The following is a 26,259-nucleotide window of genomic DNA, read 5'->3' on the forward strand; positions in this document are numbered from 1 at the left end:
CGGCGGACCGCAAGGAAAACCGTCACGACTTTTGACCCCGTGAATCCGCAGTGCCACTATCGAACTCAGCGGTGTGGCGTTCGGTCGCGCCTGTTTCGGTGTCGACCACGCTCAGTGCCTCGACCTCCACGGTCGGGATATCGAGGGAGTCGGGTTTCGTGGATTCCAGCATTATGTCGCTGAATTCCTCGGCGCTGTAGGCGAAGCCGTCCTGCGCGAGGATCGACCAGTGGCCGTCGACCTGGTTGTGCAGATACCCCTTCACCCCGTCGTCAGTGGGCGCCATGGCCGCAGCACGTATCCGCCGTTGCGGCCCCAAAGCAAGACACGCCCGGACCGCGGCAACGCCCTCGATTGGCGTTCGCCGAGCAAACACGACCCGGTCGATTGGGCTGATCGCGTTCTCGGCCAACGCCTGATCGAGCAAGCGGGAGTAGTCCGCAGTGGTGAGGAAATGGTCTTCGCACCACCACATCCACTCCGCAATCGACTGCGGCGCTTCATTATTCACGGTGCATCCTCATTCTGGTGGGACGCGGCGGCGGGAGATCCGCACACCGGGACCGCTCAACACGGGCCGGCTACCGGCGAGAATCGCACCGACAGCCACCGCGACGAGCGCAAACGCCACAGAGATCAGGCCCGTGAGCATCGCCACCGCCTCATTTCCTCGGTTTCCGGGGCGCGCAACCCGTCGGCGAGACGCTGCAACATCGGGAGATCCGCGGTGTCGGTCGGTCTGAATACCAGCACCTCGACTTCGGACGCTGAGAGCGGATGCGTCATTGCGGCCGACTCGGGTCCGGAACGATTCGGCCCGCCTCAACCAAGACATCCCACGCTGCGCGTTTGCGTTGGCAGTCCCACACCCGGCAGTCGACGTACTGGCGCATGACGTGATGTGCTTCCTCGACCGTGTACGGCTGCGTGGGTTTGATGTGGTGTACGCACCGTTCCCAAGAAGGAGCCTCGTCGGGTCTGTCGGTGATAGTGATCTCGGCCATCGAGCCCCCTCGAGATGTTGCTGGTCAGCTGGTGGGCCCCACCGCCGAGGAATCGAGTTCAGCCCGACGGCGGAGCCACAATCAGACTCACTTCCGCGTGGGTCGCGAACCAGTCCGCAAAACACACGCTGCCGATACGATTTCGATAGGGGACAACAGTTTCAGGCGATGACAGGGGAATAGATGATCGTCGAGGCGTGGACAGCTACCGAAGTGAAGGCGCTGCGTGTTGCGGCGCTCCGCATGACTCGCGAACAGTTCGGCGAGCGCCTCGGCTGGGCGGCGTCGACCGTGCAGAAATGGGAACACGGCGGTGCCCGTCGAGTGCTCGGCGATCGGGCGGCGACCCTGGATACCGCCTTGGCCGGACTCACCGCGCCCGAACTGGAGCGGTTTACAGCCGCCTTGACCGCAGCGGCGTGGGAAAAAGACGGGCATCCTGAAGGTACGGCCGCTGCCCCTTCAACCGATGAGGAGGACGATATGCGACGCCGCGATTTCGGCATCCTCGCCATCGCCGCTGCCACGACGCGCGTCGGACCGTCACGTATAAGCAGAGGCGACGCATCCCGCCTAGAGGCAATCGGCGCTGAGCTCGAGGCAACCGCACAACGATCCGGGGGAGCGAACCTGGTCTCTGATGGGACAGCCGCCCTCCGTAAGGGTCTCGCGCTGCTGGATTCGGGCACGTTCGACGCTCCGACCGGTCGCCTGTTGGTGTCCGCTGTCGGTCAACTTGCGGCGCAAACAGGATGGCTGGCCTACGACGCCGATCAACACGCTCTGGCCCGCCATTGCTTCACCGAGGCGCTGTCGCTGGCGGGCACCGTCGACGACGACTGGCTGACTGCATCCGTATGTCTCACTGCTGCATCGCAACCGATAGCCCTCGCGCGCAAAGGGAAAGGGTCAGCGTGTCGTGCGCTGCCTTTGACCAGTCGCGCTGCCGACGCGATGCGTCGCCACCCGCCGTCTCGCATCCACGCTTTGGTAGCCGTGCGAGAAGCCGCCGCGCTCGGCGTCATGGGTGACAGCGGCGGATTCGATCGAGCCATCGCTACCGCCTGGCGGGAATTGGAGCGCGCCGAACAGCACGAGTCAGTCGATGAATGCCCAGCCTGGTTGAGGTTCGTGACCGCGCAAGAGATTCGAGGGCACGAGGCGCGCGGGTGTGCCTCGCTCGGCCGCAGTCACGCCGCGCTCAACCTGTACGAAGTCGCGAATACTGAGCGGGCCAGCCCCGGTAACCGGGCGAACACTGGGGCTTGGACTGCGTTGGCACGCACTCAGATCGGCGATTTGGACGGCGCGCTGGTTGGCGGGATGTCGGTTCTCACTCAACTGGAATCCGTCGTGGCTTCTCCCCGAACCCTGAAGGTTCTTGTGCCAGTGCGGAAGGCGGTGCAGTCACTGCCAGCAGCTACCGAATTTTGTGCGCGACTCGATCGCGCACTCAACGCCGAAGGAACGGTTTCCGCGTGATCGAATTCCGTCGCTACAACAATGTCGAGGCCCGCGATATCAGAGACACGGTGATGGACGTCTTCACCCGGTCCTATGTCGATGCGATCGCGTCGGGGGATCCGTTCGATTCGCCGCAGGCGTTCGGCGAACGGTTCGACTCCTACACGCGCGGCCCTGGTTTCGATCTGCTGGTCGCCTATTCCTCTGGCGTCGCTGTTGGACAGTCTTGGGGCTGGCCGTTGGGGGTCGGCGCCCGGTGGTGGGGTGGGCTGAAGCTCGACGATCCGGCCGAAGACCATGCCGCCTTCACTCATGAGGACGGGTCGCGCACCTTCGCGCTCTCCGAGATCATGGTGGACGCTGACCACACCGGCCGCGGATACGCGCGTGCTTTGCATGACGAGCTGCTGCGGGCGCGAAGTGAGCTGCGTGGGACTCTGCTGGTCGAACCCGACAATGAGCAGGCTTACGCGAAGTATCGGCGTTGGGGCTGGTCTCGGGTCGGGACCCTGACCCCGTCGTGGGATCACGCGCCGACTCTCGACGTGTTGGTGCGCCCCTTGAGGTAGGACGGCCATGAGCGCGGGCTATAGCCCTGCCCACACTCTCATCCTCCATTCCCGCCACCGGTCGGTCAGAGCGGTCCCCTTCGACCTGGGTAGGCGTGTGCTATACGCCTCGAGCCGCAGCCTCCGACCCACCAAGGATTCGTGCAAGCACCGGTCTGGGCACTCACCGCCGCGAGCGCGAAGGTTCGGCAGTTGTGGGAACCGCGCGACGAACTCGACGCTGTCGGCGCCGTGTTCGGTTATCGCACTGAACATCTGGTGCGGCGTGCCCGCGTAGCGGATCGGACCTGGCTCGATCCGATCCGCTGCGCGAGGCGACAATCACGCGATCAGCTCGGCTGAGCACTGTTGCCCGAGCGCGGTTAGCTCACACGTCGGCGATAACCACCAGCGGTGACGCCTGCGACACCCGGGGTACAACGCGTGTCTACGCGAGATCCGTTCCGCGATCTGATAGATGCGCCTGGTTCACCTGCGCACAGCTGGCCGTGGTGCTCCCGGCGATCACCTCACAGATCGGCGATAGCCGCCAACGGTGGTGTCCGTGCCGCACGCACCCCCGGCCACAGTGCCGCGAGCACGCCCACGACGGCCGAACCGACGAGCATCAGCACCAGTTGTGACCAGGGGATCGCGATCGCGTCCAGGCCGAGATCGCGCAGGGTGCGCAGGAATCCGATGCCCAAGCCGATGCCGAGCACCATGCCCACCACGGCGCCGAACACCGCGATCACCATGGATTCCAGGTAGATGCTGCGGCGCACCTGGGCGCGCTGCATGCCGACGGCGCGCAGCATGCCGATCTCTCGGCGGCGCTCCACCACCGAGAGGGCGAGGGTGTTGATGATGCCGAGGATCGCGATGACCACTGCCAAGGCCAGCAGGCCGTAGAGGATCGCCAGCAGGGTGTTGATCTGTTGGGCCTGTGCGCCTTTGAATTCCTCGCGGTCCTGCACCTGCACCACCACGAACGGTGCGGTCGCCTTTTCCAGATTCGTGCGCAGCTGCGCCGGATTCGTGCCGGGTGCGGCCTTGACCAACACCACGAAGTCGGTCTGGAAGCTGACCGGAATCACCTGTCGATACACCGCCGACGGCACGATCACCGGGCCGAGTACCGGGTTCTTCTTGTAGATGCCGGTGATCGTGAGCGGGATCTTCTTTCCGTCGAAGCTGCCCACCTCGATGCGCTGCCCGAGGCGCCAGCCACGATCGTCTGCCTCGTCCTGGGACACCAGGATGTCCGAATCACCCAGCGCCTTGGTGCCTTCCGCGAGATCGAAGGAGAGCACCCGGTCCAGCGGCCCGTCGGGCGAGGTGCCCGCGACCTGCTCGTCGCCGATCTTGACGGCTACGCCGCGGACCCCGATCGCCTCGGTGACTCCTGGCACCGAGGTGCGCACCGCGTCGGCGGCACCGAACGGAACCCCGATCGGCTGCGGACCCGCGAGCACGAAATCCGCCTGCACGCCCTTGTCCACCAGCACGCTCACGCTGGCCTTGGCCGAGGCGCCGAGGATCCCGATCGCCGCGACCAGCATCAAGCCGAGGGTGAGTGCGAACGCCGTCGCCGCGGTGCGCCGAGGATTGCGCACGGCGTTGTTGCGCGCCATCCGCCCGACCGGCCCGAACGGCCGAGTCAGCACACCGAGCACGGACACGACCGGGCGCGATAACGCGGGCGCGGCGAGCAAGACCGCGAAGATCAAGGCGAGCGCGCCGACACCGACCACGGTGGCCGCCGTGCCACCCGTGGACTGCGCACCGAACACCACGAGCACCACGCCAGCCACGGCGAGCACCACGCCCGCGATGGTGCGGGTGCGCAGCGAGTCACCCGCCGAGGCGAATTCCTCACGCATCGCCTCCACCGGTGGAATGCGCGCCGCGCGTCGAGCGGGTGCGTACGCGCTGAGCACGGTCACGACCAAGCCGACGAGCAATCCCACCGCGATGGTGCGCGGCAGCACCGCCATGGAGCCGGTGGGTAGGCCGAGGTCGAAGGCATTGAGTACCGAGGAAAGCCCATAGGCCAAGCCGATTCCGGCGACCAAACCGACAGCACTGCCGATCAATCCGATGATCAGTGCCTCCACCACCACCGAGGCGCCGACCTGTCTTCGGCTCGCCCCGACCGCGCGCAGCAGAGCCAGCTCGCGCAGCCGCTGCGCGACGATCATCGAGAACGTGTTGTAGATGATGAAGGTGCCCACGATCAGCGCGATCGCGCCGAACGCCAGCAGGAAATAGTTGATGAAGTTGAGCGCGTTGGAGATTTCCTTCTTCATGTCGGCGCGCACCTGGTCGCCGTTCTGCACCTTGTAGTCCGGCAGATCCTTGGCGAGGTTGTCGCGCAATTGGTCGCCGGGGATCCCGGTGGCGGCGAGATCGGCGTAGGCGACGTGCAGTCCGTCGGTGAACAGTTCGCGCGCCTGTGCGTCGTCGAACAGGACGGAGATCAATCCCCCGGTGTCCGAGGGCATGTCGAAGATGCCGGTGAGCGTCACCGGGACAGGTTCCTGCTTCGAGGGCACCAGGATCTTGGTCGGCTCGCCGACGTGCAGGCCGGCCCGTTCGGCGCCGCGCGGATTGAGCGCGATCTCCCCCGGCCGCGACGGCGGCGCACCCTGCACGAAGGTGTCGGGTTCGGCGACCGCCTTGTCCGGCGGCAGATACGACTGGCCGACGGTCGGCGCACCCGCGGTTTGCACCGCCTGCTTCCCGTCGGGGGTCAGCAGGACAACCGGCCCGTTGACGCTCGGCGCCACGGTGCGCACACCGGGATACTTCGCCAACTCGCCGACCACATTGTTCGGAATTCCCTGCGCCCCGCGCTCTTTCGGACTCACCCTCACATCGACCCCGCGAGCCTGACCGGCGAAGATGCCGTCGAAGGTGCGCTGCAAGGTGTCGGTGAACACGAACGAGCCCGCGATGAACGCGGTGCCGAGCACCACCGAGAGCAGGGTCAACGCCAAACGCACCTTGTGCGCGGAAAGATTGCGCAAGGCCACCTTGCGCATCGGGTTCGCGGCCATCACGCCTGCTCCAGTGCTTTCATCCGGTCCAGCACGGTGTCGGCGGTGGGGTTGCGTAGCTCGTCGACGATGCGGCCGTCGGACAGGAACACCACCCGGTCGGCGTAGGCGGCGGCGTGCGGCTCGTGGGTGACGATGACGACGGTTTGTTCGAATTCGTCCACGGCCGCCCGCAGGATCGACAGCACCTCCCCCGAGGCGCGGGAATCGAGGTTGCCGGTGGGTTCGTCGCCGAAGATGATGTCCGGCTTGCCCGCCAGCGCCCGCGCGCAGGCGACGCGTTGTTGCTGGCCGCCGGACAGTTCGCTCGGTCGGTGCTCGAGCCGGTCGTTGAGCCCGAGCCGTTCCAGCACGGATTCGAGCCACTTCTCGTCGGGTGTGCGACCGGCGATATCCAACGGCAGCGTGATGTTCTCGCGTGCGGTCAAGGTCGGCACCAGGTTGAACGCTTGGAAGACGAAGCCGATCCGGTCGCGGCGCAGCTTCGTCATCTCCTTGTCCGACAGGTCGGTCAGGTCGGTGTCGCCGATGCGCACCGTCCCCGCGCTCGCCGCGTCGAGCCCGGCGAGGCAGTGCATCAGCGTCGACTTCCCCGACCCGGAGGGCCCCATGATCGCGGTGAACTCCCCCTTCGCGAACTCCGCCGACACCCCGTCCAATGCCGTGACCCGTGTGTCCCCCGCGCCGTAGACCTTCGACAGGTCCACAGCACGTGCGGCGATCTCGGCCGGAACCGCCGCTTCGACGGTCTCGCTACCCACAACGTGCGAAGTCATGCCGCCCAGTCTTACCGCGTTCCGCGCCGCGCGCCATCGGGGATCTCCCCGACTCGCGAGTCAGCCGCGAGATCACGTCGTTCTCGTGCTGTCGACCCTGGCCTATATCGCGCATCGGTCAGCGCGACCGCCATCGATCGGCGACCTCGAGTTGACTCGGATGCTCGTCGACCAACACACAACGCCGCCCGCGAGGCAGCCTCCTGGACACAGGAAACACGGGCTTCGGGAACGCTTCGAGGGACCGGACCAACTGACACGAAGGGCAGCGGACATCCGGTCCCGGCACGGCGAACAGCGCCAACTGCCACCGACAGTTCCGGATCCAGGAACGGATTCCACCGCGCTTCGACAAAACCGCGCCCCCTCGATCCCCGCCAGCACCTCGATGTCGAGCCCGAAGCGCACCCCGCGCACCAGCTCAGCAGGTGTCCCTGCGCGCCGGGCCGCTCAGCGCGGGTCAGCCGATGACCCATTCGAAGGCAGCCGCCTCCGAGCGTGCGCCCTGCGCGGTACGCGAACGGTTGGGTTCGGCGAGGTCGGCCAGGAGTTCCTCGGACAACGACACCAGTGCGGCGAGAGTGTCGGGGGTGAACCAGTCGGGGCGGGTGGCGAAGAGGATGTCCTCGGTGGCGGTGTTGCCGCTGGCGCCGGGGGCGAAGGGGCAGCCGCCGAGGCCGCCGAGCGAGCCGTCGACCATGTCCGCGCCCGCGGCGATGGCGGCGAGGGTGTTGGCCACCCCCATCCCCCAGGTGTCGTGGCCGTGAAAGACGATGCGGCGCTTCGGCGTTCGCGTACCTACCGCGGTGATCAATGCCTCGACCTCGGCGGGACCGGCTTGGCCGAGCGTGTCCGCGATGACGATGTCGGCGGCGCCTTCGGTGCGCGGGTCGGACGCGATGGCCAGCACCCGCTCCGGATCGACCCGGCCATCGAACGGGCAGGTGAAGGCGGTGGCCAGGCACAGCTGGATCGCACCGCCGACCTCCTGTGCCAGCCGCACGGCCTCGGGCATGGCGGCGACACTGTCCTCGGCGGTGCGGCCGATATTCGCCTTGTTGTGCGCGTCGGACACCGAAAGGCAGTACTGGAAGTTGCGCACACCGGCCTCGGCGGCCCGCTGCACATGCCGAGGGGTCGCGACCCACACCCAGCAGTGTTGTAGCTCCGCTGGACTCAACGCGTCGATGAGTTCGGCGGTATTGGCCATCGGCGGCACCAGGTCCGGCCGAGCCATCGAGCCGATCTCCAGCGCGGGCACCCCGAGCGCGAGCAGCCTGCGCACGAGATCCACCTTCCGCGCGACCGGAAGCGGCTTCCCGGTCAGCTGCAAGCCGTCGCGCAGTGTGACATCACGCAGGATCGCCGTCATCGTTACTCCCGTTCCTTACGTGGCCCATCCTTACGTGGCCCACACATCACCCCACCCGAGGGTTTGTCGCCAGCTCCCGCCGGATTGGGGTGCAGGGTCGGCCTGCTGAATCCCGGCCTGCGCGGCTCCCACCGGTCGCGCCCGCCCGGCCTGCGGCGGTCCCTCGTGTGGCGACCCATCACGACACCTCCAGCGCGTCGATCTCGCTGGCGGGCATGCCGAGGAGATCCGCCAATACCTCATGGGTGTGCGCACCGAGGTCAGGCCCGACCGAGCGAATCGGCAGGGAGCGTTCGCCGATCACCGGGACGATGCCGGGAAATCCGACCGTCTTCGGTTCCGCCGCACCCACATCCACCGCGAACGGTTGAATCATGTTGCGCGCCCTGTACTGTTCGTCCGCGACGATGTCGGCGGCGGTGTAGATCGGCCCGCACGGAATCGCGGCGGCCTCCAACACTTCCAGTGCCTGCGCTCTGGTCCGCACACCGGTCCATTCCGCGATCGCGGCATCCAGTCGTTCGCGCTGCGCCCAGCGGCCCGCGTTGTCCTGCAGTTCCGGGTCGGCGGCGAGGTCGGGGCGATCGATCACCCGCATATAGCGTTGGAAGATGGCATCACCGTTGCCGCCGATGATGACGCTGGTGCCGTCCGCACACGGGTAGGCATTGCTCGGGGCGATACCTTCCATCCGGCCGCCGACCCGCTCGCGTTGGATCCCGTAGGCCAGGTAGTCCGGCACAAGCGATTCCATCACCGACAGGATCGCCTCGTTGAGCGCGACGTCGATCACGCGTTCCGCCAACGGAATCGGCGCAGCCTCGGGGTCGTCGTCGCTTCGCACTCGTTCCCGTTGGAACAATGCCATCACGGTGCCGAACGCGGCATAGATACCGGCGATCGAGTCACCGATGGATACCCCGGTGCGTACCGGAGCACGATCCGGGTCACCGACCAGCTCGCGCAGGCCACCGACGGCCTCGGCGACGGCGGCGAAGCCCGGCCGCTGTGACAGTGGCCCGGTCTGGCCGTACGCGGAGATCCTGGTGATCACCAAGCGCGGATTCGCCTCGTTCAACACCTCGGGGCCGAGACCCCATTTCTCCAGCATGCCCGGCCGGAAATTCTCCAGCAGCACGTCGCTGCGCCGGATCAGATCCAGCACGATCGCCCGGCCCGCTTCGGTGCGTAGGTCGAGCGTGATCGACTTCTTGTTCCGGTTCACCGTGCGATAGAGCATCGAGGTGTCACCACCGTAGAGCCGCCAATTGCGCAGCTCGTCACCCACTTTCGGGCGTTCCACCTTGATCACTTCCGCACCGAAATCACCGAGAATTCGTCCTGCGGTGGGTGCGGCGATGTAGTTGCCGAGTTCCAGGACGCGAACACCGTCCAACGGCCGAATACTCATGGGTACCAGTGTGGACCATGCACCGCCCGACAACGGTGCCAACCTGCCCACCTACTGGCACCCATGACATCCGACCACCGCGTCGCGCCTCGAGCGCGGCGGCGACGCGCCGGTCGGAAACTCGAAAGCGGCGAGCTCAGGAGGCGAGCCGCCGCGGCTCCTCGATGATCGAGTAGTGCTCGGCGCTGCCCGCGACGCTGATGCTGGTCGCGCCGTCGACGCCGACCGGGATATCGCCCGCGAGGGTGATCCTGGTGAGCTTGCGGGCCTGGCCGTCGTAGTCGTCGATGGCGTAGTGCTGGGTGGCACGGTTGTCCCAGATCGCGACATCGCCGGGCTCCCACGACCAGCGGGTGGTGTTCTCCAACCGGGTCACCCGATCCTGGAGGAGCCGGAAAATGGCCTGCGACTCGTTGGTGGACAAGCCGGTGAACTGCTTGACGAAGTGGCCGAGCAGCAGCGCGCGCTCGCCCGTCTCGGGGTGCACCCGCACCACGGGGTGTTCGGTTTCGTAGTAGGTGGAACGGAATTCCGCCCGGTACTTCTCCGACTGCGCGTCGGCGTGCCGCGCGTTGTTGGCCGCGTAGTCGTAGACGTTGGTGTGCACGGCACGCAGGTTCTCGGCGAGCAGCCGCAACGAGTCGGGCAACGATTCGTAGGCGGCGACGGTGGAGGCCCACGTGGTGGATCCGCCGTAGCTGGGCAGGGTGACCGCGCGCAGAATGGAGGCCTTCGGCACCCGGTCGACGAAGGTGACGTCGGTGTGCCAGCTGTTGGCGCGGCCGTACTCGGAGTCGATGGCCAGGCTCTTCTCACCGTGCGAGGTGACGGTGGGGTGCGGGGTGGTCGGGCTGCCGAGCAGTTCCGCGAACCGGTACTGCTCGTCCTCGGTGAGGTGGTCTTGACCACGGAAGAAGATGACCTTGTTCGCCAGCAGCGCGCGCCGGATCACCTCGACCGTCGCGGCGTCCAGGTCGCCGCCGAGGCGAACGTTATCGACCCTCGCGCCGATCTTCGAGCCGAGCTTGGTCACCGAGACCGTGCCTTGGGTTGCGGGTGCGACCGTCATGGGATCACCTTCGCTGTCGAGTCGAAATGCGTACTCCTCGAGCACAACACCGACCCGCCCGCGCGACCAGGGTTGTCTTCGACCTGATCGCAATCGGCGGCTCAGCCCAGATGCTCGCGCAGGTAGGCGAGGTCCTCGGCGATACCGTCCGCGGGAGTTTCCAGGATCACCGGGGCATCGGCGCTGCGGCACACCTCGGCCAGGAGCGCCGGGTCGATGGTGCCGTCGGCGAAGTTGGCGTGGCGGTCGGCACCGGAGTCGAATTCGTCGCGCGAGGAGTTCAGGTGCACCAGGTCGATGCGGCCGGTGATCGCCTTGATCCGGTCGACGACGCCGATCAGCTCCTCACCGCCCGCCCACGCATGGCAGGTGTCCAGGCAGAATCCGGCACCGTACTCGCCGACCGCGTCCCACAGCCGCGCGATCGAATCGAAGTACCTCGCCATCGCGTGATTGCCGCCCGCGGTGTTCTCGATCAGGATCGGCACGGCGAATCCGCCCTTGTCCTGCTGGCGCAGAAAGAGCTTGCGCCAGTTGTCTATTCCGGTTTCCACTTCGGCGTCGGACCGTACGTGGCCGCCGTGCACCACCAAGCCCAACGCACCGAGGTCGGCCGCGGCCTTCGCCTGCTGGGCGACGGCGTTACGCGAGGGCATCCGTAGCCGGTTGTTCAGGCTCGCCACATTGATCTGATAGGAGGAGTGCACCACCACATCGATCGGGCTCGCGAGGATCTGTTCGGTCGCCGGATGTGGGGTGGGCTTGTCCCAACCCTGCGGGTCGACGACGAACAGCTGGATGACGTCGGCGCCGAGTTCCTCGCCGAAGCCGATCGGATCACTGTCGCTGCGAACGTGTGCTCCAATGCGCATAGGGTCAGCGTATCGAGGGGGACCGACAACAGCGGCGACGATGGGCGATCCGAGTCCGTCGCGCGCCGGGTGTTGCGCTCCGGCGGCCCGGTGGGATACACCCTTGTGTTCCGTACTCGATCCGACGAAGTTGTGCGAAATCCGGGGGTGAATGCCGTGTTACGCAGCGGCGATGTCTTCGCGGGGTACGCCATCAAGCGTGTACTCGGCCAGGGCGGCATGGGAACGGTCTACCTGGCACGCCATCCGCGCCTGCCTCGGCTGACCGCGCTGAAATTGCTCAATCGCGAGCTGTACTCCGATGCCGAGGCGCGCCGCCGGTTCGAGCGGGAGGCCGATCTGGTGGCTCAGCTCGACCACCCGAATATCGTCACCGTCTACGACCGGGGGGTCGAGGACCGACAGCTGTGGATCTGCATGCAGCATGTCGCCGGATCCGATGCCGCCAGCGCCGATGTGCACGTGCTCGCGCCGGATCGCGCGGTGCAGATCGCCGCCGAGACCGCGGCCGCGCTGGATTTCGCGCACCGCAACCGGGTGCTGCACCGCGACGTGAAACCGGCGAACATCCTGCTGGCGAAGGCCCCGATCGGGCAGCACGAACGGGTGCTGCTCACCGATTTCGGCATCGCGAGCATGCGCGACAGCGAGAGCACGCTTGCCTCGGCGGGCACGATCAGCGCGACCATGGCTTTCGCGGCACCGGAACAACTGAGCGGCCGTCCACTCGACGAGCGCGCCGACCAGTACTCGTTGGCGTGCACGCTGTTCTGGCTGCTCACCGGAAGCGGACCCTTTCCAGGCGCTACTCCCGTCGCGGTGCTCAACGGCCACCTGCACGCCCCGGTGCCGTTGGTGAGCCGCCTGCGCCCCGGCCTGCCACCCGCCTTGGACCAGGTGCTCACCCGAGCGATGGCCAAACACCCCGCCGACCGGTTCGGCAGCTGCACCGAGTTCGCGAACGCCGCCGCGCAGGCGCTGATCGCCCCACCGCGCACCGGCGGCATGCGTCCGGTGACCGCACCCTTCCCGTTGACGCCACCAGTACCGGAACACACGCCGCGACAACCGGTTCAGGAGCAGAGTCGTCCGAGGCAAGACCGGTCACCGTCCCACCGCCCGCCGCCGCACCAACCGGCACCCGGCCAGCCAGCGCGGAACGAACCAGCACATGACCAACCCGTGCGCACGCCACCGCCACAGCCCACCTCGGTACCACCCCCACCCACGTTCACGCCGCCGCGTCGACCCGTGCGCCCCCGCACGATCGAACTGCCCGACTTGCCACGGCGACCGGGTGGCTGAAACCGCCGCCGTCACCGGGCGATCGCGCTGGATCGGCGCCGGTACCGAGCACTCGTCGACGGGAGACGCCAAGCACCGAACGGCTGCTAGGGTTTCGATGATTTCCGTGGTCGGCCGCACACCGGATCACGCGTATTCGTGCGAGGCGTCGCGTCGTCGGTGGGTCCCGATACGCGACGAGAAGTGGAGCAGACATGCTGGCCAGCGGTGACGTCTTCGCCGGTTATGTCATCGAACGGCAGCTCGGCCGTGGTGGCATGGGTTCGGTCTACCTCGCGAAACATCCTCGGCTGCCGAGGATGACGGCGCTGAAGCTGCTGAACCAGGAGATGTTCTTCGACAAGGAGATCCGGGCGCGATTCGAGCGGGAGGCCGATCTCGTCGCCCAGTTGGATCACCCGAATATCGTCACCGTCTACGACCGCGGCCTCGACAACGAGCAGCTGTGGATCTCGATGCAGTACATCGACGGCGTCGACGCCGCCTCGGTGGACCCCACCGCGCTGCCGCCCGAGCGCGCGGTGCAGATCGTCAAGGAAACCGCGGGAGCACTGGACTACGCCCACCACCACGGCGTGCTGCACCGCGATGTGAAACCGGCGAATATCCTGTTGGCCCGTGGTGGCGGCGGTCGCGGTGAACGCGTGTACCTCAGCGACTTCGGTATCGCCCGATTGCGTGACGACTCGGGACATCTCACCCAGACCGGCACCTTCACGGCCACCGTCGCCTACGCCTCACCGGAGCAGTTGTCGGGCACCAAGCTCGATCATCGCTCGGATCAGTACTCGCTGGCGTGCACGCTGCACTGGCTGCTCACCGGTAAGGGGCCGTTTCCCGGCACCAACCCCGCCGCCGTCATCCAAGGGCACCTGCAGGGCGCACCACCGGTGTTGAGCGCCGCGCGAGCCGGATTGCCGTTCGCACTCGACGCGGTGCTGGCCAAGGCGATGGCCAAGCAGCCAGGCGACAGGTTCGCCACCTGCGCCGAGTTCGCCGCCGCCGCGCACCGCGCCGTGACCGGTCAGAGCGCATCGGCGATCCCGGTGGCCGGTGGCACGGGGCCGTCGATACCGACCGCCGGACCGCAGTCGGTGCAGCCGACCATGATCCGACCCGGTACCACCGGCGCACCGTATCCGACCCAACAGCCGCCGACCGGCGGGCCGAATCAGGCCGCGGGACCTGGCTATTCGACCGGATTCACGAATCAGCCAGCTCCGACCATGTTCAACCCCGGTGCGATGCCGAGCGGACCGCAGCGACAGTTTCAGTCCGCACCGGACCAACAGTCCGCACCGCAACAGCAATTCCAGTCCGCCCCGCACCAACAATCCGCACCGCAGCAACAATTCCAAGCCACAGCGCAGCAACAGTTCCCCTCTGCGCCGCCACAGCAGTTCTCGGCGGCGGGGCCGTACGGTCAGCAGCCCGCGCACCCGTACGGGCGAGCGCAGGGACCGCGGTACGGTCCACCGCCGACATCATCGGGCTCGAATACGAAGGTCGGGCTGATCGTCGCGCTCGTGGTCGCCGTCGTGCTGCTGATCGGGGTCGTCATCGTGGTGATCAACCTCGCCAGCGACGCGGAATCTCGATCCGCCAGCAGCACAACGTCTTCGACAACGAGCGGCGCGGCTGCCCCGATCACCGCCGACTCCGACGCCATCAGCGCGGAGTTTCCCGGAATGGTTCCCGCCTCCAGCAGCGGCGACATCGGCTACCACGGCGCCTCGTGCTGGCTGGCCTCGACCACAACGCCGACGCCGGACAAGGGCGAACCGGACTTCGGCACCTACGCCGCACAGTGGCGGTGCTACAAGGGCAACAACAACTCCGACCCCTACTACCGGTTCTATGTGTACGAGTCGGCCGCACAGGTGCAGTCGGTGCTGCGCGCCCTACCGAGCACGGCCGCCGAGTCCAGCGCTACCGCGGGCGGCAAGCCCGCCACCAACTACACCATCATCGAGGACGGCGCGAAGATGGTCACCGCGTTCTCCGGCGACCCGGATCGCGCACAGTTCCTGATGTACACCGACGCGTTCCTCGCCGATTCGAGCACGGAACTGATGACCTGGTGGCGGTCGGCGCCGTTGTAGCCGGTTATCGCGCTGCCCTGCCGACGAATTGGTGTCGCACGAATTCGTGGGTCGGGTGGAAGCCGATGGACTGGTAGATCTTGTGCGCGGTCGGGGTCGCCGTATCCGCGAACAGGCAGACGTCGAGCCCTTCGGCCCGAAGCAAACCCGCGACGTGCGCGCTCAACGCACTGGCCACGCCGCGCCCGCGTTCACTCGGCGGGGTGTAGACCGGCCCGATCCGCGACCAGCCATTGCTCGGGATCTGGTGTGCGGCAAGCCCGACCGGTCGTCCGTCGCGTTCCCAGAGCCACCAGCGGCCCGCGTCGACTCTGCGGGCGATACTGGACGGCGCGATCTGGTGACCGTACATATCGGTGAGCCATTGCGCGCACAGCGCGATATCTGCCCTGGTCACCTGGCGCGCAGCCCCCGTGGCATGGGGCACACGTAGCACGCCGAGCCGGTAGAGCCGCACGGTGTATCGGTATCGAAAATCCTTGCCTACCAGCCGATACCAGTGCTCGGCGAACTCGGTGGCCGCGCTCATCGCACCCTCGACGCCGCCGCTGTCGGGTGCCACCTCGGCCAGCGCCTCGGCGACCGCCGCCAGGCTGCCATCCGGTAGCTCCCCGAGATATACGTCGTTGCCCTCGACTCGCATAGCGACACCGATAACGGGAGACTGCGCGTCCTCGACGTGCACGGTGAGGTAGTGGCACGGCGCGGGCCTCGCGTCGATACCCGCGAGGTGGTCGGCGACCCTGGTGCTGATCACGGTGTGTCGCAAGAGATCGCGAAGCAGAAACGGCTCGGCGCGCGAGCGGAACTCGGCCGGGTCCGTGGTGATCTCGATCCTCACAAAGAATCAGGATATCCGGCGAATATGTTGTCCAGTCCGCTTTTTCGTACAGTTCGCCGACGGTATCCGCGAACCAACCGGTCGCTCATTCGTTTTCGGTCGTTGCCACGGTCGCCGTTGTGGCGCGCGTGCGTGCTCTGAGTTGCAGCAGGATCAAGCCCGCCGTGCAGGCGAGAATCAGACCGGCAACGGTGATTTCGACACGCAATCCCGCGATGCCGACGACCGCGCCGATCACTCCGACCAGAAAGCACAACCAGGCCGCGATGCGGGAGACCAGCCAGAGCGGCGATACCGACTGGTTGGCATCCGGATGCCGCTCGAGGATCGTGGCGACCGATTCGGCACCGGACTCCTCGTCATGGCCCGAGTTTTCGGCGTCAACGTTCGCGTCCGGGGAATTCGCGGTGCCGAGTTCCTCGGCGGCAGTTCCCTCGGCCTTCTCGGAGCTGCCCGCGGCACCGGCGTTCGCGATGTTCTCGCCAGCCTGGCGCTCCGACGTTGTCGAGTACGCTCCCATTCATCCACTCCTCGATGACGCCGATCGCAAAGACCGACGCCGCGCACATCACGCAACGCGGACCTCATCGTGGTACAGGCGTCTCACACGTAACTTTGTGCACACGCTACGACCCTACTGACGCGTAGGACAGCGACACGTGCCCGCGACACGCCGACGATATCAATTCGAGATGTGAACCGGAGTTGCTCGCTCCGCTATCGTGAGCCCTTCACAGGCACGAGGAGCGACACCGATGGACAACAGCAGGACCAAGCTCGTCGGTCCGGCGATCGCCGTGGGAGCCATCTCCCTCGGGCTCATCGTGATCGGTTCCTGCGGCCTCGGCCAGCACGACACCTACGTTCCCCCGCCGCCGCTGAAGGCCGGGCCCTACGTCACACCCGCGGCCCACCAGGAGCCCGTCACCAGCAGCGCGGTGCCCAGTGTCGTCATCCCGCCCTCACCCACCTGGCGCGTGGCACCGAACGTGCCACGCCCCTCCACGCCCTTCACCGGGTTCGGTAGCGCGGCGCCGTCGGGCTCCGCCGACGATTCGCCGCCGCCCGAGCCGCAATCCTCGGCCGAGACGACCCGCGAAACCACTACCGGGCGCACGACGACCAGGACCTACACGCGCACAACCACCCCGCGCAGCACCACCGATCTTTTCCCCACCCACGACTACGAGCCGCCGACGAACCCGTACGACAACGACGTGAACCCCTACGACTCCGTCCCCACCACCGCCACACCCCCCGAAGACAACGGCTTCGACGACGAGTGACGGTGGCGCGCAGCCGGTCCCGAGTAGGAACCCACTACGCGCCACCGTGCCCGGCTACAGCTCCGGCAACACGTAGGTGCCGACACGGTCGCTGAGCACCCGCAGGTGCTCATGCTTACCGCCGAGGGTGTGCTCGATCGCGGTGAGCCGGGCGGCGTAGTGGCCGACCGGGTATTCGGCGGTCATGCCGATGCCGCCGTGCAACTGGATCGATTCCTGGGCGATGTGGCGGGCCGAGCGACCGACCTGCAACCTGGCCCGTGACGCCGCCACGGAATCGGTCGGGCTGTCCGGGTCGGCCACCGACGCGGTCGCGTAGAGGCTGATGCTGCGCGCCAATTCCAGCGAAACGTACATGTTCGCCGCCCGCTGGGTGAGGGTCTGGAACTTCGACAGCGTGACGCCGAACTGCTTGCGCTGCTTGAGGTAATCGGTGGTCAGCCGCAGCGCCTCGGACATGGCGCCGATCGACTCGGCGCACAGGCTCGCCTGCGCCTGCGCGGTGATGTCCTCGATCACCTCGGTGCGGTCGACCGCCTCGCCCAACGGTTGCGCCTGCGCCTGATCGAACTCGATCTGCGCGCCGCGACGGCCGTCCACGGTGCGGAACGGTGTGCGCCGCACACCCTCGGCATCGGCCGCGAGTACGAACAGGCCGATGCCTCCGTCCGGAAGGACGGCGCTGACCACGAGCTCGTCGGCGCTGTCACCGTGCGGCACCGGGTTCTTCACGCCGCTGAGCGCGTACCCGTCACCCTGTGCCACCGCGGTCGTAGCGAACTGGCGCGACGGCCAGCGCACCCCGGGTTCGGCGTCGGCGAACGCCAACAGCTTGTTGCCCTCGACCACCTCCGGCAGAATTCGCTGCCGCTGCTCGGCGCTGCCCGCCCGCGCGACCAATCCGCCCGGCACGAGCACCGCGTCCAGCAGCGGCTCGGGCGCGAGGCTGCGACCCACCTCTTCCAGCACCAGCATCGTTTCCACCGGACCCGCGCCGACGCCGCCGTCTTCCTCGCTGAAACTCAGTCCGAGCACGCCGAGTTCGGCGAACTGACGCCACACGTCGCGACTCCAGCCGAGTTCGGTCTCGGTCACCTTCAGGCGCGATTCCTGGTCGTAATTGCGCGCGAGCAGCTCGCGCACCGTGTCACGCAGCAGGCCCTGTTCATCGGTGAGATCGAAATCCATGTTCGCGCCTCACAATCCGAGGATCGTGGAGGCGATGATGGTGCGCTGCACCTCGCTGGAGCCTCCGTAGATGGTTGTCTTGCGGTAGTTCAGGTAGCCGGGACCGCTGAGCTGCGCCCACGCGGGCGAGGCGATGTCGTCGGCGTCCACGGGCAGTGCGTCGGGGCCCGCGATGTCCAGCAGCAGCTCGGTGGCTTCCTGCTGCAATTCCGAGCCACGCAGCTTCAGCACCGACGAGGCCGGGTTCGGCTTGCCGTCATTGGAATTGGAGACAACGCGCAGCTGAGTGACCTCCAGCGCGAGCAACTCGTTCTCCAGTTCCGCGATCCGTGCCGCGAATACCGGATCCTCCAGCAAGGTGGTTTCGCCGACCTTGGTCTGCGCCGCATACTCTTTCGCGACACCGATCTTCACCTTGGTGCGGCCGACGCCGGTGATGCCCGTGCGCTCGTTGCCGAGCAGGAACTTGGCGTAGGTCCAGCCCGCGTTCTCCTCACCGACCAGCTGATCGGCGGGGACACGCACGTTCTCGAAGAAGACCTCGTTGACCTCGTAGCCGCCGTCGATCAGCTTGATCGGACGCATGGTGACGCCCGGCGACTTCACGTCGAACAGCAGGAACGAGATGCCCGCCTGCTTCTTCGGTGCGTCCGGGTTGGTGCGCACCAGGCAGAAGATCCAGTCCGCGTGCTGACCGAGAGTGGTCCAGATCTTCTGGCCGTTGACGATGTAGGAGTCGCCGTCGCGCACCGCGGTGGTGCGCAGCGAGGCCAGGTCGGATCCGGCGTCCGGCTCGGAGAAGCCCTGACACCACCAGATGTCCAGCGCGGCCGTCGGCGGCAGGAAGCGCTCCTTGATCTCCTGCGAACCGAAGTGCGCGATCACGGGGCCGACCATCTGCGCGTTGAACGTCAGCGGCTCGGGGACCGAGGCGAGCTGCATCTCGTCCTGCCAGATGTGGCGCTGCATCGGGGTCCAGTCCTTGCCACCCCATTCGACCGGCCAGTTCGGCACGGCGATGCCGTTGTCGTTGAGCGTCTTGTGTGCGGTGACGATGTCCTCGCGCGAGAGCTCCCTGCCGTACTTGACCCGCTCGCGGATCTCGGCGGGAATCTGAGTCCGATAGAGGTTTCGCAGTTCGTCGCGGAAGGCGACTTCGTCGGGGGACAGGCTTATTTTCATACGCAGCTCCGTCTGTGTCTCGTACGTCCGGACTCCAAACTACCCCTCGGTAATCTCCCATTGTCGAGTGGATCACACCTATCGAACACCCAGGGTGTGACCGACTCGAGCCCTGGAAACTCGTCTTGTCGCCGCGGCGAATTCCCCGACGCGGCGCACCCTGACGTCGCACCCGCCGAACTGGTAGGTTGCTAGCTCATGGGTCGAGGGCCCCATTGGTTCGGTTTTCGAGGAGTCGACAAGTGAACGGCCACACCATCGCACGCACCACCGCGGCAGCCGCGGCACTTGGCATCGGCGCGGCGCTCACCATGTCCGCTCCCGCGCTCGCCGACCCGGCTCCCCCCGCGCCGTCCGGGCTCGATTCCGGCCTCGACAGCCTCGTCACCGGTGCCGGTGTCGACCCGCTCGCACAGGCGGGTGTCGGCGCACTCACCCGCTACGTCGAGTCTTCCGACGTAGCGAGCCTGCGCGACATCGGCAGCGTATTCACCCCGTTCACCTACGCGGCGCCCACCTTCGGCTGCGGCACCCTCGCGCCGATCACCACCATCATCGCCGCGGCCACCACCAGCGGGCAGGGGGCGAGCCAGGACCTCAATGTCGAACCGGGCACCCTGCGCTTCAGCGCGACCCCCGCACACTCCGGCGTTCCCCTTGCTTCCGGTCTCGTCGTCGCCTGGGTGAACGTCAACAACGGCGCCAGCGGCATCGTCCCGCTCGACGACCGCACCGAATACAACCTGCCCTCGCTGTCGAAAACCGTTGCCAGCGGGCCGGGTACGGTCCTCGCCTCGATGTGGGGTGTCATCGACTACCCCGGCTCCAGCTGCACGATGACCCCCACCGTCGGCCTGTTCACCGTCCCCGACCAGCCCCTCGCGCCGCCGCCCGCTCCGGCACCCGCGCAGGCCCCGGCCGGTGTGCTCGCGCCAGGACCCGAGCAGGTCGCCCCGGAACCAGCCGACATCGAACACGCCGACATCCAGCGCGCCGACATCCAGCGCGCGGCACCTGACGCCTGAGACGCCGACCCACATTGTCGGCGCGACCGAAGCGACCGACGCCCACCACACGGGTCGAGAGCCTCGACTACGCGCCAGCCCGGACGCGGCGGTGCGCCGCGGTTCAATCGAGTCCCGCGAAGAACGTACGAATGTCGGCGACGTGCAGGTCCGGGCGCTCCATAGCGACGAAGTGATTTCCGGTGTTGCCCTCGGGCCAGTGCACGATGTCGTTGCCGCGTTCGGCCAATCGCCGCATCAGCGAAGAGCCGCCGCCGTAGATACCGGTCGGCACCAGCTTTTGCCCCTTCGGCCAGGCGAAACCATGCTCGCCGAGACGGTTGTACATCGGCCACGACGAGGTAGCGGCGGTATTGGTGAACCAGTACACGCTGATATTCGTCAGTAGGTGATCGCGGGCGATGACGTCCTCGGCCAGCTCGGCAGACTACGCACCATCGCACGGCGAATCGATTCTGCTGTGGACACCGCAGACGGCTGATCGCGCGCCGCCAGCTGGGTTCTCGACCGAATCCCGACACCGCGCGCGAATGTGGCTGTGCGCCCGAAGCACTCGTCGATGCGGCAGGCGTGGGAACGGCCAGGAACTCCCGCCGCGGGAACGCTGCGCGCCGTTCCCCACCGATAACAGCCGCTAGAACCTGAAAGGTATTGTCGGGCTGCTGAATTCGGCAATGTCTCCGACACGGCGATGATACTTCGGCACACGCCTCAGTGCGGCAGCGTGATGCGCAGGACATCGCCGCCCTCGGTGCTCGCGAGCAGTTGGTCCGGTGCGCCGGGGACCGCGACCAGTGCGGTCATCGGCTGGGTGGTCAGTACCGTGCAGGTGGCGCCGGTCGACGGGTCGACGCGGACCAACTGTCCCGCCAAGGTCGCGATCGACAGGATGCCGTCCGGGGCGATGACCAGGTCGTCGGCGAAATTCGGTAGCGAGGCGACGGGCGAGGGCAGTCGCGCGAGGAGGGAACGATCGGCCGGATCATCGATCGACACGCGCAGGAGCTGCCCGAAGTCGGCACCGTTGGCCGTGACGTAGAGCGAACGCCCCTGCGCCACTACACCGTTGGCGCCCGGTACGGCCGCACGCGCGTTCCATTCGGTATCGAGGGTGCCATCGCGACGGACGCGCAGCAACCCGCCCATGGACCCGATGTAGAGATCGCCGTCCGCGTCGAAGGCGGCACCGTTGGGCATCGACGAAAGGCCGGAAACGAAGACCTCCGGGGTCGGGGCCACGGCGGCGGGGTCGAAGCGGACCACGCCACCGGGCCGCAGCGCGCTGGTCGGCGAATCGCCGTAGACGACATAGAGCAGCCCGTCGGGGCCGAGGCGCACGGCACCGGGGAACTCGACAGGCACCGATCCGGTCAATGTTCCCGAACGGTCATAGCGTTGCACCTCGTTGCGGTAGATCCGCGACACCCACAGGTTCCCCTCGACGTCGTAACCGACGTTCTCCGACCAGTCGAGCACCGGTAGCACCGCCGGAGTCTCGACCGCGGCCGTCGCGGGCGCGCAGGCATTTACCGGAGCGGCCGACGCAGTGGGAACGACGAGCCCGCATCCCACCGCGAGCACGGCGCTCGACACCGCACAACGTCGAAACGCACGCACACCGATCAGGTATCGGAGACGAGCAACGCGTTCACTACGCGGGAGATCTTTTGGCACTATCACTGGATGCCCTTCTTGGACGGTGCACGCGGCCGACTGCATTATCGCCGATGGTCGGCCGAAAATCCGGCCGCGACTGTCGTTCTTCTGCCCGGTATGGGACAGCACAGCGGCCACTACCACCGGTTCGCCAGGATGTTGCGCGCCGAGGGATTCGAGACATGGGCCATGGACACCGCGGGACATGGTCTGAGCGAAGGGGATCCGCGTCAGCCGGGAACGCTCACCGAACTGGCGAATGACGCGACCCTGCTGGTGCGCACGGTGCGGGCCGAACATGCCGCGACACCGCTGGTTCTGGTCGGTCATTCGCTCGGGGCCGCTACCGCACTCGGCGTGCTCGGCGTCGCGACACCGGACGAGAGCGCGGACGCGCACTCGGCGACCTACCAGGACCATCCGTCCGCACCGAGCGTTGCCGCGGGCATGCTGTCGGGTCTCGCACTCTCGGGGACACCGAAAAGAGTGCTCGGCGCGGCAAGACCGAATGGCGCGAGAACGCCACTACCACCGTCGCTTCCGGTGCTCGCGCTGCACGGTGTCGACGATCGGATGACCCCGGTCGAGCCGGTCAGGGTATGGACTCGCCGCCACGAATCGGTATCTTTACGTGAGTACATCGGCGCCGGGCACGACCTGTGGCACGAGCCGGTGCACGCGCGAGTCAGCGTGGACATCGTGGAATGGATGCGGGATGTCGTCGTGGGGTCGGCACGACAGACGGCATCGGGAGCAGAGCACGTCAGCTAGGTCCGAAAACAGGAAGGGGGACGGCGAGGTGCCCACCAACGAACACATTTCCGGCGAGCCCGAACCGGCCGAGACCACCACACCGGCGACCGATGTCGCCGCCTTGGATCAGGCGGTCGACGACGGCGCATTGTGGATCGACGGACTATTGGTCGCCGACGGCACCCCCGAGCGCTGCGCCGCCCGCTACGAACAGCTCGCCGATCAGGTCGACGAACAACTGCGCCTACTCGGTGCCGCGGTCGAACTCCCCGGTTTCGGCGGCTTCGACTCCGGCATCGCGCTGCGCAAAGGTTTCGAGGGCAAGGCCGACGACGCGATCACCCGGCTGCGGGAATACAGCGCCACCGCACGGCAACTCGCACAGACCTTCCGCGCGGCTGCCCGTGCCTACCAACAGTCCGATCACGCGCTCGCGGTAGCGGTCGCCGGTGCGTCGGACGTCGAAACGACGGGGGCGCCGCATGCGTAAATTGCCCAGGGGCGCCGCGCAGTCGTCGAGTCCGCGCACCGATCCCGCGTACGCACCGACCGTCGAGGTCTTCGACAACCTCACCCACGACGAAATCCACACCAAGGTCGGTCTGCTCGACCCGGTCGTGCTCGCGGGCGGCCGCCAAGCATGGGCCGACTCGGGTGCCGGTCTCGCCGACGCCGTCACCCAGGCGCACAACGAGATTCGTGGTGCCATCGCCGACGGCTGGCGCGGCAGCGCGGCGAGTAGCGCCGCGGCAGCGGTCCGCGCGTTCGAACAGCACGGCCAGGCACTCGCCGACGTGTTCGCCGAGGTGAGCAGGCGCCTCGGACGGGCAGGCGATGCCGCGGAGGCACTGCGGTCCGCGGTGACGGGCCCGACCGACCTGCCGCCGAATCTGGCCGCGGCACTACTGGACCCGAACGAGGCGACCGGAAATATCGCGGCGCAGAAGCAGAACGAGCATTCCCGCCAAGACGTGGTGCGTGCGATGGAGGACATCTACACGGGCGCGTTCATCGTGACCGGCAACGAGGTCCCCGCCTTCCCCGACGCGCCGGTGGATGGTGCGGCCGGTTCGACATCGAGCCACGCCGTCGCACCGATCGAGGTACCGGACAGCGCTGTGACACAACCGGCTTCGTTCGCTCCAGGTGCCGGTGTGACTTCGCTGTCCGGTGGTCCTCTGACCGCGCCCGTCACCGAAGACACTCCCGCGACCACGACAGCGTCTGCCACGACACCAACCACCGCGCCCCCGACACCGGCCGCCACAGGCGACCCCGCGTCCGCGCCGAAGACGGCCCCCGTCGCGGGTACCGCCGCGGCGTCGGTGGCCGCCGCGGCCGCGCACGCGACGTCGACACCCCATCGCGGCCACACGCCCGCCCCCACCGTCGCGGCCACCGAATCCGGCGCGCCCTCGGCAACACTCGGCCCACGCACCACGAGCGCGTCCTCCTCCGACGACGACCGCAAACGTCGCGAACAGCCCACCGAACACGGCGCCACCGGTGCGGCCGCGGCGGCAAGCACCGGCGGCCACGCGGATGCGGCGGGTGCGGGCGCGATGGGCGCCATGGGCGGCATGATGGGTGGCGCCATCCTCTCCGGGGACACCCCGAGGCAGGGTTCGAGCGTGACCGCGCGCGCGGTGAACGCGCGCCCGCCCTTCGACGAGGACGACGAGGACGACGACTTCGAGTTCGACCTCGACGACGACGTGCCCACCTTCCTCGAACCGTCGCCCGAGGGCGGTGAACTGGTCGGCTCACTCGACCCGACAACGCCACCGGTGCTGGGTGATTGGACCGAGTTGGAGTGAGCTGGACTCTCACGCCCGACCAGTTCGCGCTGGCCTGGGCGCGGACCGACGGCGACCGCATTCCCTACCCGCTGGCCGTGCGCCTCTCGGCTCGCGACTCCGACGAGCGCGCCGCGCAACTGCCCGCCTTGGAGCAGTGGGTGGACCGAACCCTCGACGCGGATATGGAAGCGGCACTGCGCGTGCTGGCCCGCCCCGAACTGCGGGTCGAGGTGTTCGGCCACCGCGAGAGCGCACCGGAGTCCGGATACGGCGTGGACGCGGCGCCGAACACGGTGGCGGAGAGCCTGACCCGGCCGATTCGGCTGCTCGGGGCCGCAGCGGGCAATGTCGCGGTGGTCGCGACCCAGCGGCCGGGCGCGACACCGGACCGAGGCGGCGAGCTGCGCCTGTTCGTCGGCAGCCCGAAAAGCCTGTCCGCCAGGTTGGTTTCGCTGCTGCCCGAGAACACCCCCGGCACGGCGCCGAGGTTGAGCGCACCGCGCACCAAGGTGAGCGAAGACAGCCGCGACATGGTCACCGTCCCGGTGGCCGGTCCCACCGTGCCCGCACGCATCCGCAGGCTGTTGCGTCAGCCGAGGAACGGGATCGGCCAGATCGTCGTCTCCGCCAAACGCGATTCCGGCGAACCACGCCCGTTCGGCGTGCTCTGCTGGATCGACGTCGTCGAGGACGGCCGCTACACCGTGCGCACCGGCGCCGATGTGTCGATCGTCCCGGTCGACGCAGAAGGCTTCACCGAACAACTGCGCCCGATGATCCGCGCGGCGAGCCGGACGATCGCCTACGCCGAACACGGATAGCGCTGTCGCACAGCATTGCTGGCTGAGGCCAGAGCACGTTCGACACAGCCGCGTGAACCACGAGCCGCCCGGAGTGCTTTGCCACGGAAATTCAGCGCAACAGCGCCGTGACCTCGTCGTCGGCCAACTGATGAAAGTCGCGAAAGGCCGCACCTACCCCACCGAGGGTTTCCGGCACCAGCGGGCACACCACCGCGTCGGCCTCGTCGGTCACCCGACGCATGGCCTCGGTCGAGGACACCGGGACCGCGACCACGATCTGGGCGGGTCGATGCAAGCGAGCGACCCGGCACGCCACTACCACGGTGGCGCCGGTGGCCATCCCGTCGTCGACGATCACCACATGGCGTCCGCCCAGCGCGATCGGCGCGCGCTCGCCGCGCAGCGCCGCGCGCCGCCGCAGCAGTTCGATGCGCTCCCTCGCCTCCACCTCGGCGAAATCGTGTTCGCTCACCCCGGTCTGGCGCAGGACATCCGCGTTGAACACCCGCACGTCGTCCTCGCCGATCGCGCCCATCGCCAACTCCGGCTGATCGGGCACGCCGATCTTGCGCACCAACAGGATGTCGAGGTCACCGCCGATGCCCTCGTGGACCGCCGCGGCCACCGGAACCCCGCCGCGCGGCAGACCGAGCACCAACGGCCGCGTCGCCCGCAACTGCTCGAGTCGCGCAGCGAGCGCGCGACCGGCGGCGGCCCGATCGGGGTAGGTCATCGAGGGAAAAC

The 26,259-nt window shown here is 67.5% G+C and carries 25 protein-coding genes; 11 read left to right on the forward strand and 14 right to left on the reverse strand.

From position 1 onward, the window contains the following. Nucleotides 1-22: 22 nt before the first annotated feature. The gene (locus tag ABEA50_RS00570) at nt 23-511 is read right to left on the reverse strand and encodes a hypothetical protein (RefSeq protein WP_345492954.1); all 489 of its coding nucleotides are present in this window, start codon (nt 509-511) and stop codon (nt 23-25) included. A gap of 676 nt (nt 512-1,187) precedes the next feature. Here ABEA50_RS00570 and ABEA50_RS00575 point away from each other — a divergent pair. The 3 genes from ABEA50_RS00575 to ABEA50_RS00585 all read left to right on the forward strand — a co-directional run bounded on the left by ABEA50_RS00575 (nt 1,188) and on the right by ABEA50_RS00585 (nt 3,379). After that, complete coding sequence (locus tag ABEA50_RS00575; RefSeq protein ID WP_345492955.1) at nt 1,188-2,486, forward strand: helix-turn-helix domain-containing protein; 1,299 nt, start codon at nt 1,188-1,190, stop codon at nt 2,484-2,486. Then, complete coding sequence (locus tag ABEA50_RS00580; protein ID WP_345492956.1) at nt 2,483-3,037, forward strand: GNAT family N-acetyltransferase; 555 nt, start codon at nt 2,483-2,485, stop codon at nt 3,035-3,037. The genes ABEA50_RS00575 and ABEA50_RS00580 overlap by 4 nt, the downstream gene beginning before the upstream one ends. Nucleotides 3,038-3,178: 141 nt before the next feature. Further along, nucleotides 3,179-3,379: a hypothetical protein gene (locus tag ABEA50_RS00585; protein ID WP_345492957.1), complete on the forward strand. Its 201-nt coding sequence runs from the start codon at nt 3,179-3,181 to the stop codon at nt 3,377-3,379. Between the two features lie 167 nt (nt 3,380-3,546). Here the strand turns inward: ABEA50_RS00585 and ABEA50_RS00590 are convergent, their stop codons facing one another. From ABEA50_RS00590 to ABEA50_RS00615, 6 genes are all read right to left on the reverse strand, one after another. Next, complete coding sequence (locus ABEA50_RS00590) at nt 3,547-6,075, reverse strand: ABC transporter permease (RefSeq protein WP_345492958.1); 2,529 nt, start codon at nt 6,073-6,075, stop codon at nt 3,547-3,549. Next, nucleotides 6,075-6,851, reverse strand: coding sequence for an ABC transporter ATP-binding protein (locus tag ABEA50_RS00595; RefSeq protein ID WP_345492959.1), 777 nt, complete (start codon nt 6,849-6,851; stop codon nt 6,075-6,077). Before ABEA50_RS00595 ends, ABEA50_RS00590 begins: the two co-directional genes overlap by 1 nt. Before the next feature lie 460 nt (nt 6,852-7,311). Beyond that, a complete protein-coding gene (locus ABEA50_RS00600) occupies nt 7,312-8,223 on the reverse strand; it encodes a beta/alpha barrel domain-containing protein (protein WP_345492960.1) in 912 nt (303 codons plus the stop codon). Nucleotides 8,224-8,401: 178 nt separating this feature from the next. Then, nucleotides 8,402-9,634, reverse strand: coding sequence for a CaiB/BaiF CoA transferase family protein (locus tag ABEA50_RS00605; protein WP_345492961.1), 1,233 nt, complete (start codon nt 9,632-9,634; stop codon nt 8,402-8,404). Between the two features lie 136 nt (nt 9,635-9,770). Continuing rightward, nucleotides 9,771-10,703: a TauD/TfdA dioxygenase family protein gene (locus tag ABEA50_RS00610; RefSeq protein ID WP_345492962.1), complete on the reverse strand. Its 933-nt coding sequence runs from the start codon at nt 10,701-10,703 to the stop codon at nt 9,771-9,773. Between the two features lie 101 nt (nt 10,704-10,804). Further along, complete coding sequence (locus ABEA50_RS00615; protein WP_345492963.1) at nt 10,805-11,575, reverse strand: deoxyribonuclease IV; 771 nt, start codon at nt 11,573-11,575, stop codon at nt 10,805-10,807. Nucleotides 11,576-11,731: 156 nt separating this feature from the next. Between ABEA50_RS00615 and ABEA50_RS00620 the strand changes: the two genes are divergently transcribed. After that, nucleotides 11,732-12,880, forward strand: coding sequence for a serine/threonine-protein kinase (locus ABEA50_RS00620; RefSeq protein WP_345492964.1), 1,149 nt, complete (start codon nt 11,732-11,734; stop codon nt 12,878-12,880). A gap of 194 nt (nt 12,881-13,074) precedes the next feature. Beyond that, nucleotides 13,075-14,982, forward strand: coding sequence for a serine/threonine-protein kinase (locus tag ABEA50_RS00625; protein WP_345492965.1), 1,908 nt, complete (start codon nt 13,075-13,077; stop codon nt 14,980-14,982). A gap of 4 nt (nt 14,983-14,986) precedes the next feature. On the opposite strand, the gene ABEA50_RS00630 is transcribed toward ABEA50_RS00625, so the two are convergent. Further along, the gene (locus ABEA50_RS00630; RefSeq protein ID WP_345492966.1) at nt 14,987-15,823 is read right to left on the reverse strand and encodes a GNAT family N-acetyltransferase; all 837 of its coding nucleotides are present in this window, start codon (nt 15,821-15,823) and stop codon (nt 14,987-14,989) included. Nucleotides 15,824-15,908: 85 nt separating this feature from the next. Beyond that, nucleotides 15,909-16,343, reverse strand: a complete 435-nt coding sequence (locus ABEA50_RS00635) for a hypothetical protein (RefSeq protein WP_345492967.1) — start codon at nt 16,341-16,343, stop codon at nt 15,909-15,911. A gap of 235 nt (nt 16,344-16,578) precedes the next feature. Here ABEA50_RS00635 and ABEA50_RS00640 point away from each other — a divergent pair, with 235 nt between their 5' ends. After that, the gene (locus tag ABEA50_RS00640; RefSeq protein WP_345492968.1) at nt 16,579-17,109 is read left to right on the forward strand and encodes a hypothetical protein; all 531 of its coding nucleotides are present in this window, start codon (nt 16,579-16,581) and stop codon (nt 17,107-17,109) included. A 54-nt stretch (nt 17,110-17,163) separates the two neighbouring features. On the opposite strand, the gene ABEA50_RS00645 is transcribed toward ABEA50_RS00640, so the two are convergent. Both ABEA50_RS00645 and ABEA50_RS00650 read right to left on the reverse strand, forming a co-directional pair. After that, on the reverse strand, nt 17,164-18,297 hold the full coding sequence (locus ABEA50_RS00645; protein ID WP_345492969.1) for an acyl-CoA dehydrogenase family protein: 1,134 nt from the start codon (nt 18,295-18,297) through the stop codon (nt 17,164-17,166). A gap of 9 nt (nt 18,298-18,306) precedes the next feature. Further along, a complete protein-coding gene (locus ABEA50_RS00650; RefSeq protein ID WP_345492970.1) occupies nt 18,307-19,479 on the reverse strand; it encodes an acyl-CoA dehydrogenase family protein in 1,173 nt (390 codons plus the stop codon). Between the two features lie 242 nt (nt 19,480-19,721). On the opposite strand from ABEA50_RS00650, the gene ABEA50_RS00655 reads away from it, so the two are divergent. Continuing rightward, entirely contained in the window at nt 19,722-20,504 is a 783-nt protein-coding gene (locus ABEA50_RS00655) for a hypothetical protein (protein ID WP_345492971.1), read from the forward strand. 103 nt (nt 20,505-20,607) lie between these two features. On the opposite strand, the gene ABEA50_RS00660 is transcribed toward ABEA50_RS00655, so the two are convergent. Further along, nucleotides 20,608-20,874, reverse strand: coding sequence for a hypothetical protein (locus tag ABEA50_RS00660; protein WP_345492972.1), 267 nt, complete (start codon nt 20,872-20,874; stop codon nt 20,608-20,610). Nucleotides 20,875-21,215: 341 nt separating this feature from the next. Further along, complete coding sequence (locus ABEA50_RS00665; protein ID WP_345492973.1) at nt 21,216-22,097, reverse strand: SMP-30/gluconolactonase/LRE family protein; 882 nt, start codon at nt 22,095-22,097, stop codon at nt 21,216-21,218. 90 nt (nt 22,098-22,187) lie between these two features. Between ABEA50_RS00665 and ABEA50_RS00670 the strand changes: the two genes are divergently transcribed. From ABEA50_RS00670 to ABEA50_RS00685, 4 genes are read left to right on the forward strand one after another with little or no spacing between them, the layout of a single operon-like run. Then, a complete protein-coding gene (locus tag ABEA50_RS00670; protein ID WP_345492974.1) occupies nt 22,188-22,931 on the forward strand; it encodes an alpha/beta hydrolase in 744 nt (247 codons plus the stop codon). A 28-nt stretch (nt 22,932-22,959) separates the two neighbouring features. Beyond that, entirely contained in the window at nt 22,960-23,403 is a 444-nt protein-coding gene (locus ABEA50_RS00675; protein WP_345492975.1) for a hypothetical protein, read from the forward strand. Further along, nucleotides 23,396-24,730, forward strand: coding sequence for a PPE domain-containing protein (locus ABEA50_RS00680; protein WP_345492976.1), 1,335 nt, complete (start codon nt 23,396-23,398; stop codon nt 24,728-24,730). The genes ABEA50_RS00675 and ABEA50_RS00680 overlap by 8 nt, the downstream gene beginning before the upstream one ends. Continuing rightward, nucleotides 24,727-25,533: an ESX secretion-associated protein EspG gene (locus ABEA50_RS00685; protein ID WP_345492977.1), complete on the forward strand. Its 807-nt coding sequence runs from the start codon at nt 24,727-24,729 to the stop codon at nt 25,531-25,533. Before ABEA50_RS00680 ends, ABEA50_RS00685 begins: the two co-directional genes overlap by 4 nt. Before the next feature lie 91 nt (nt 25,534-25,624). On the opposite strand, the gene ABEA50_RS00690 is transcribed toward ABEA50_RS00685, so the two are convergent. Next, complete coding sequence (locus tag ABEA50_RS00690; RefSeq protein ID WP_345492978.1) at nt 25,625-26,248, reverse strand: phosphoribosyltransferase; 624 nt, start codon at nt 26,246-26,248, stop codon at nt 25,625-25,627. Between the last annotated feature and the right edge of the window lie 11 nt (nt 26,249-26,259).

The sequence above is a fragment of the Nocardia callitridis genome (assembly GCF_039543305.1).
Lineage (GTDB): Bacteria > Actinomycetota > Actinomycetes > Mycobacteriales > Mycobacteriaceae > Nocardia > Nocardia callitridis.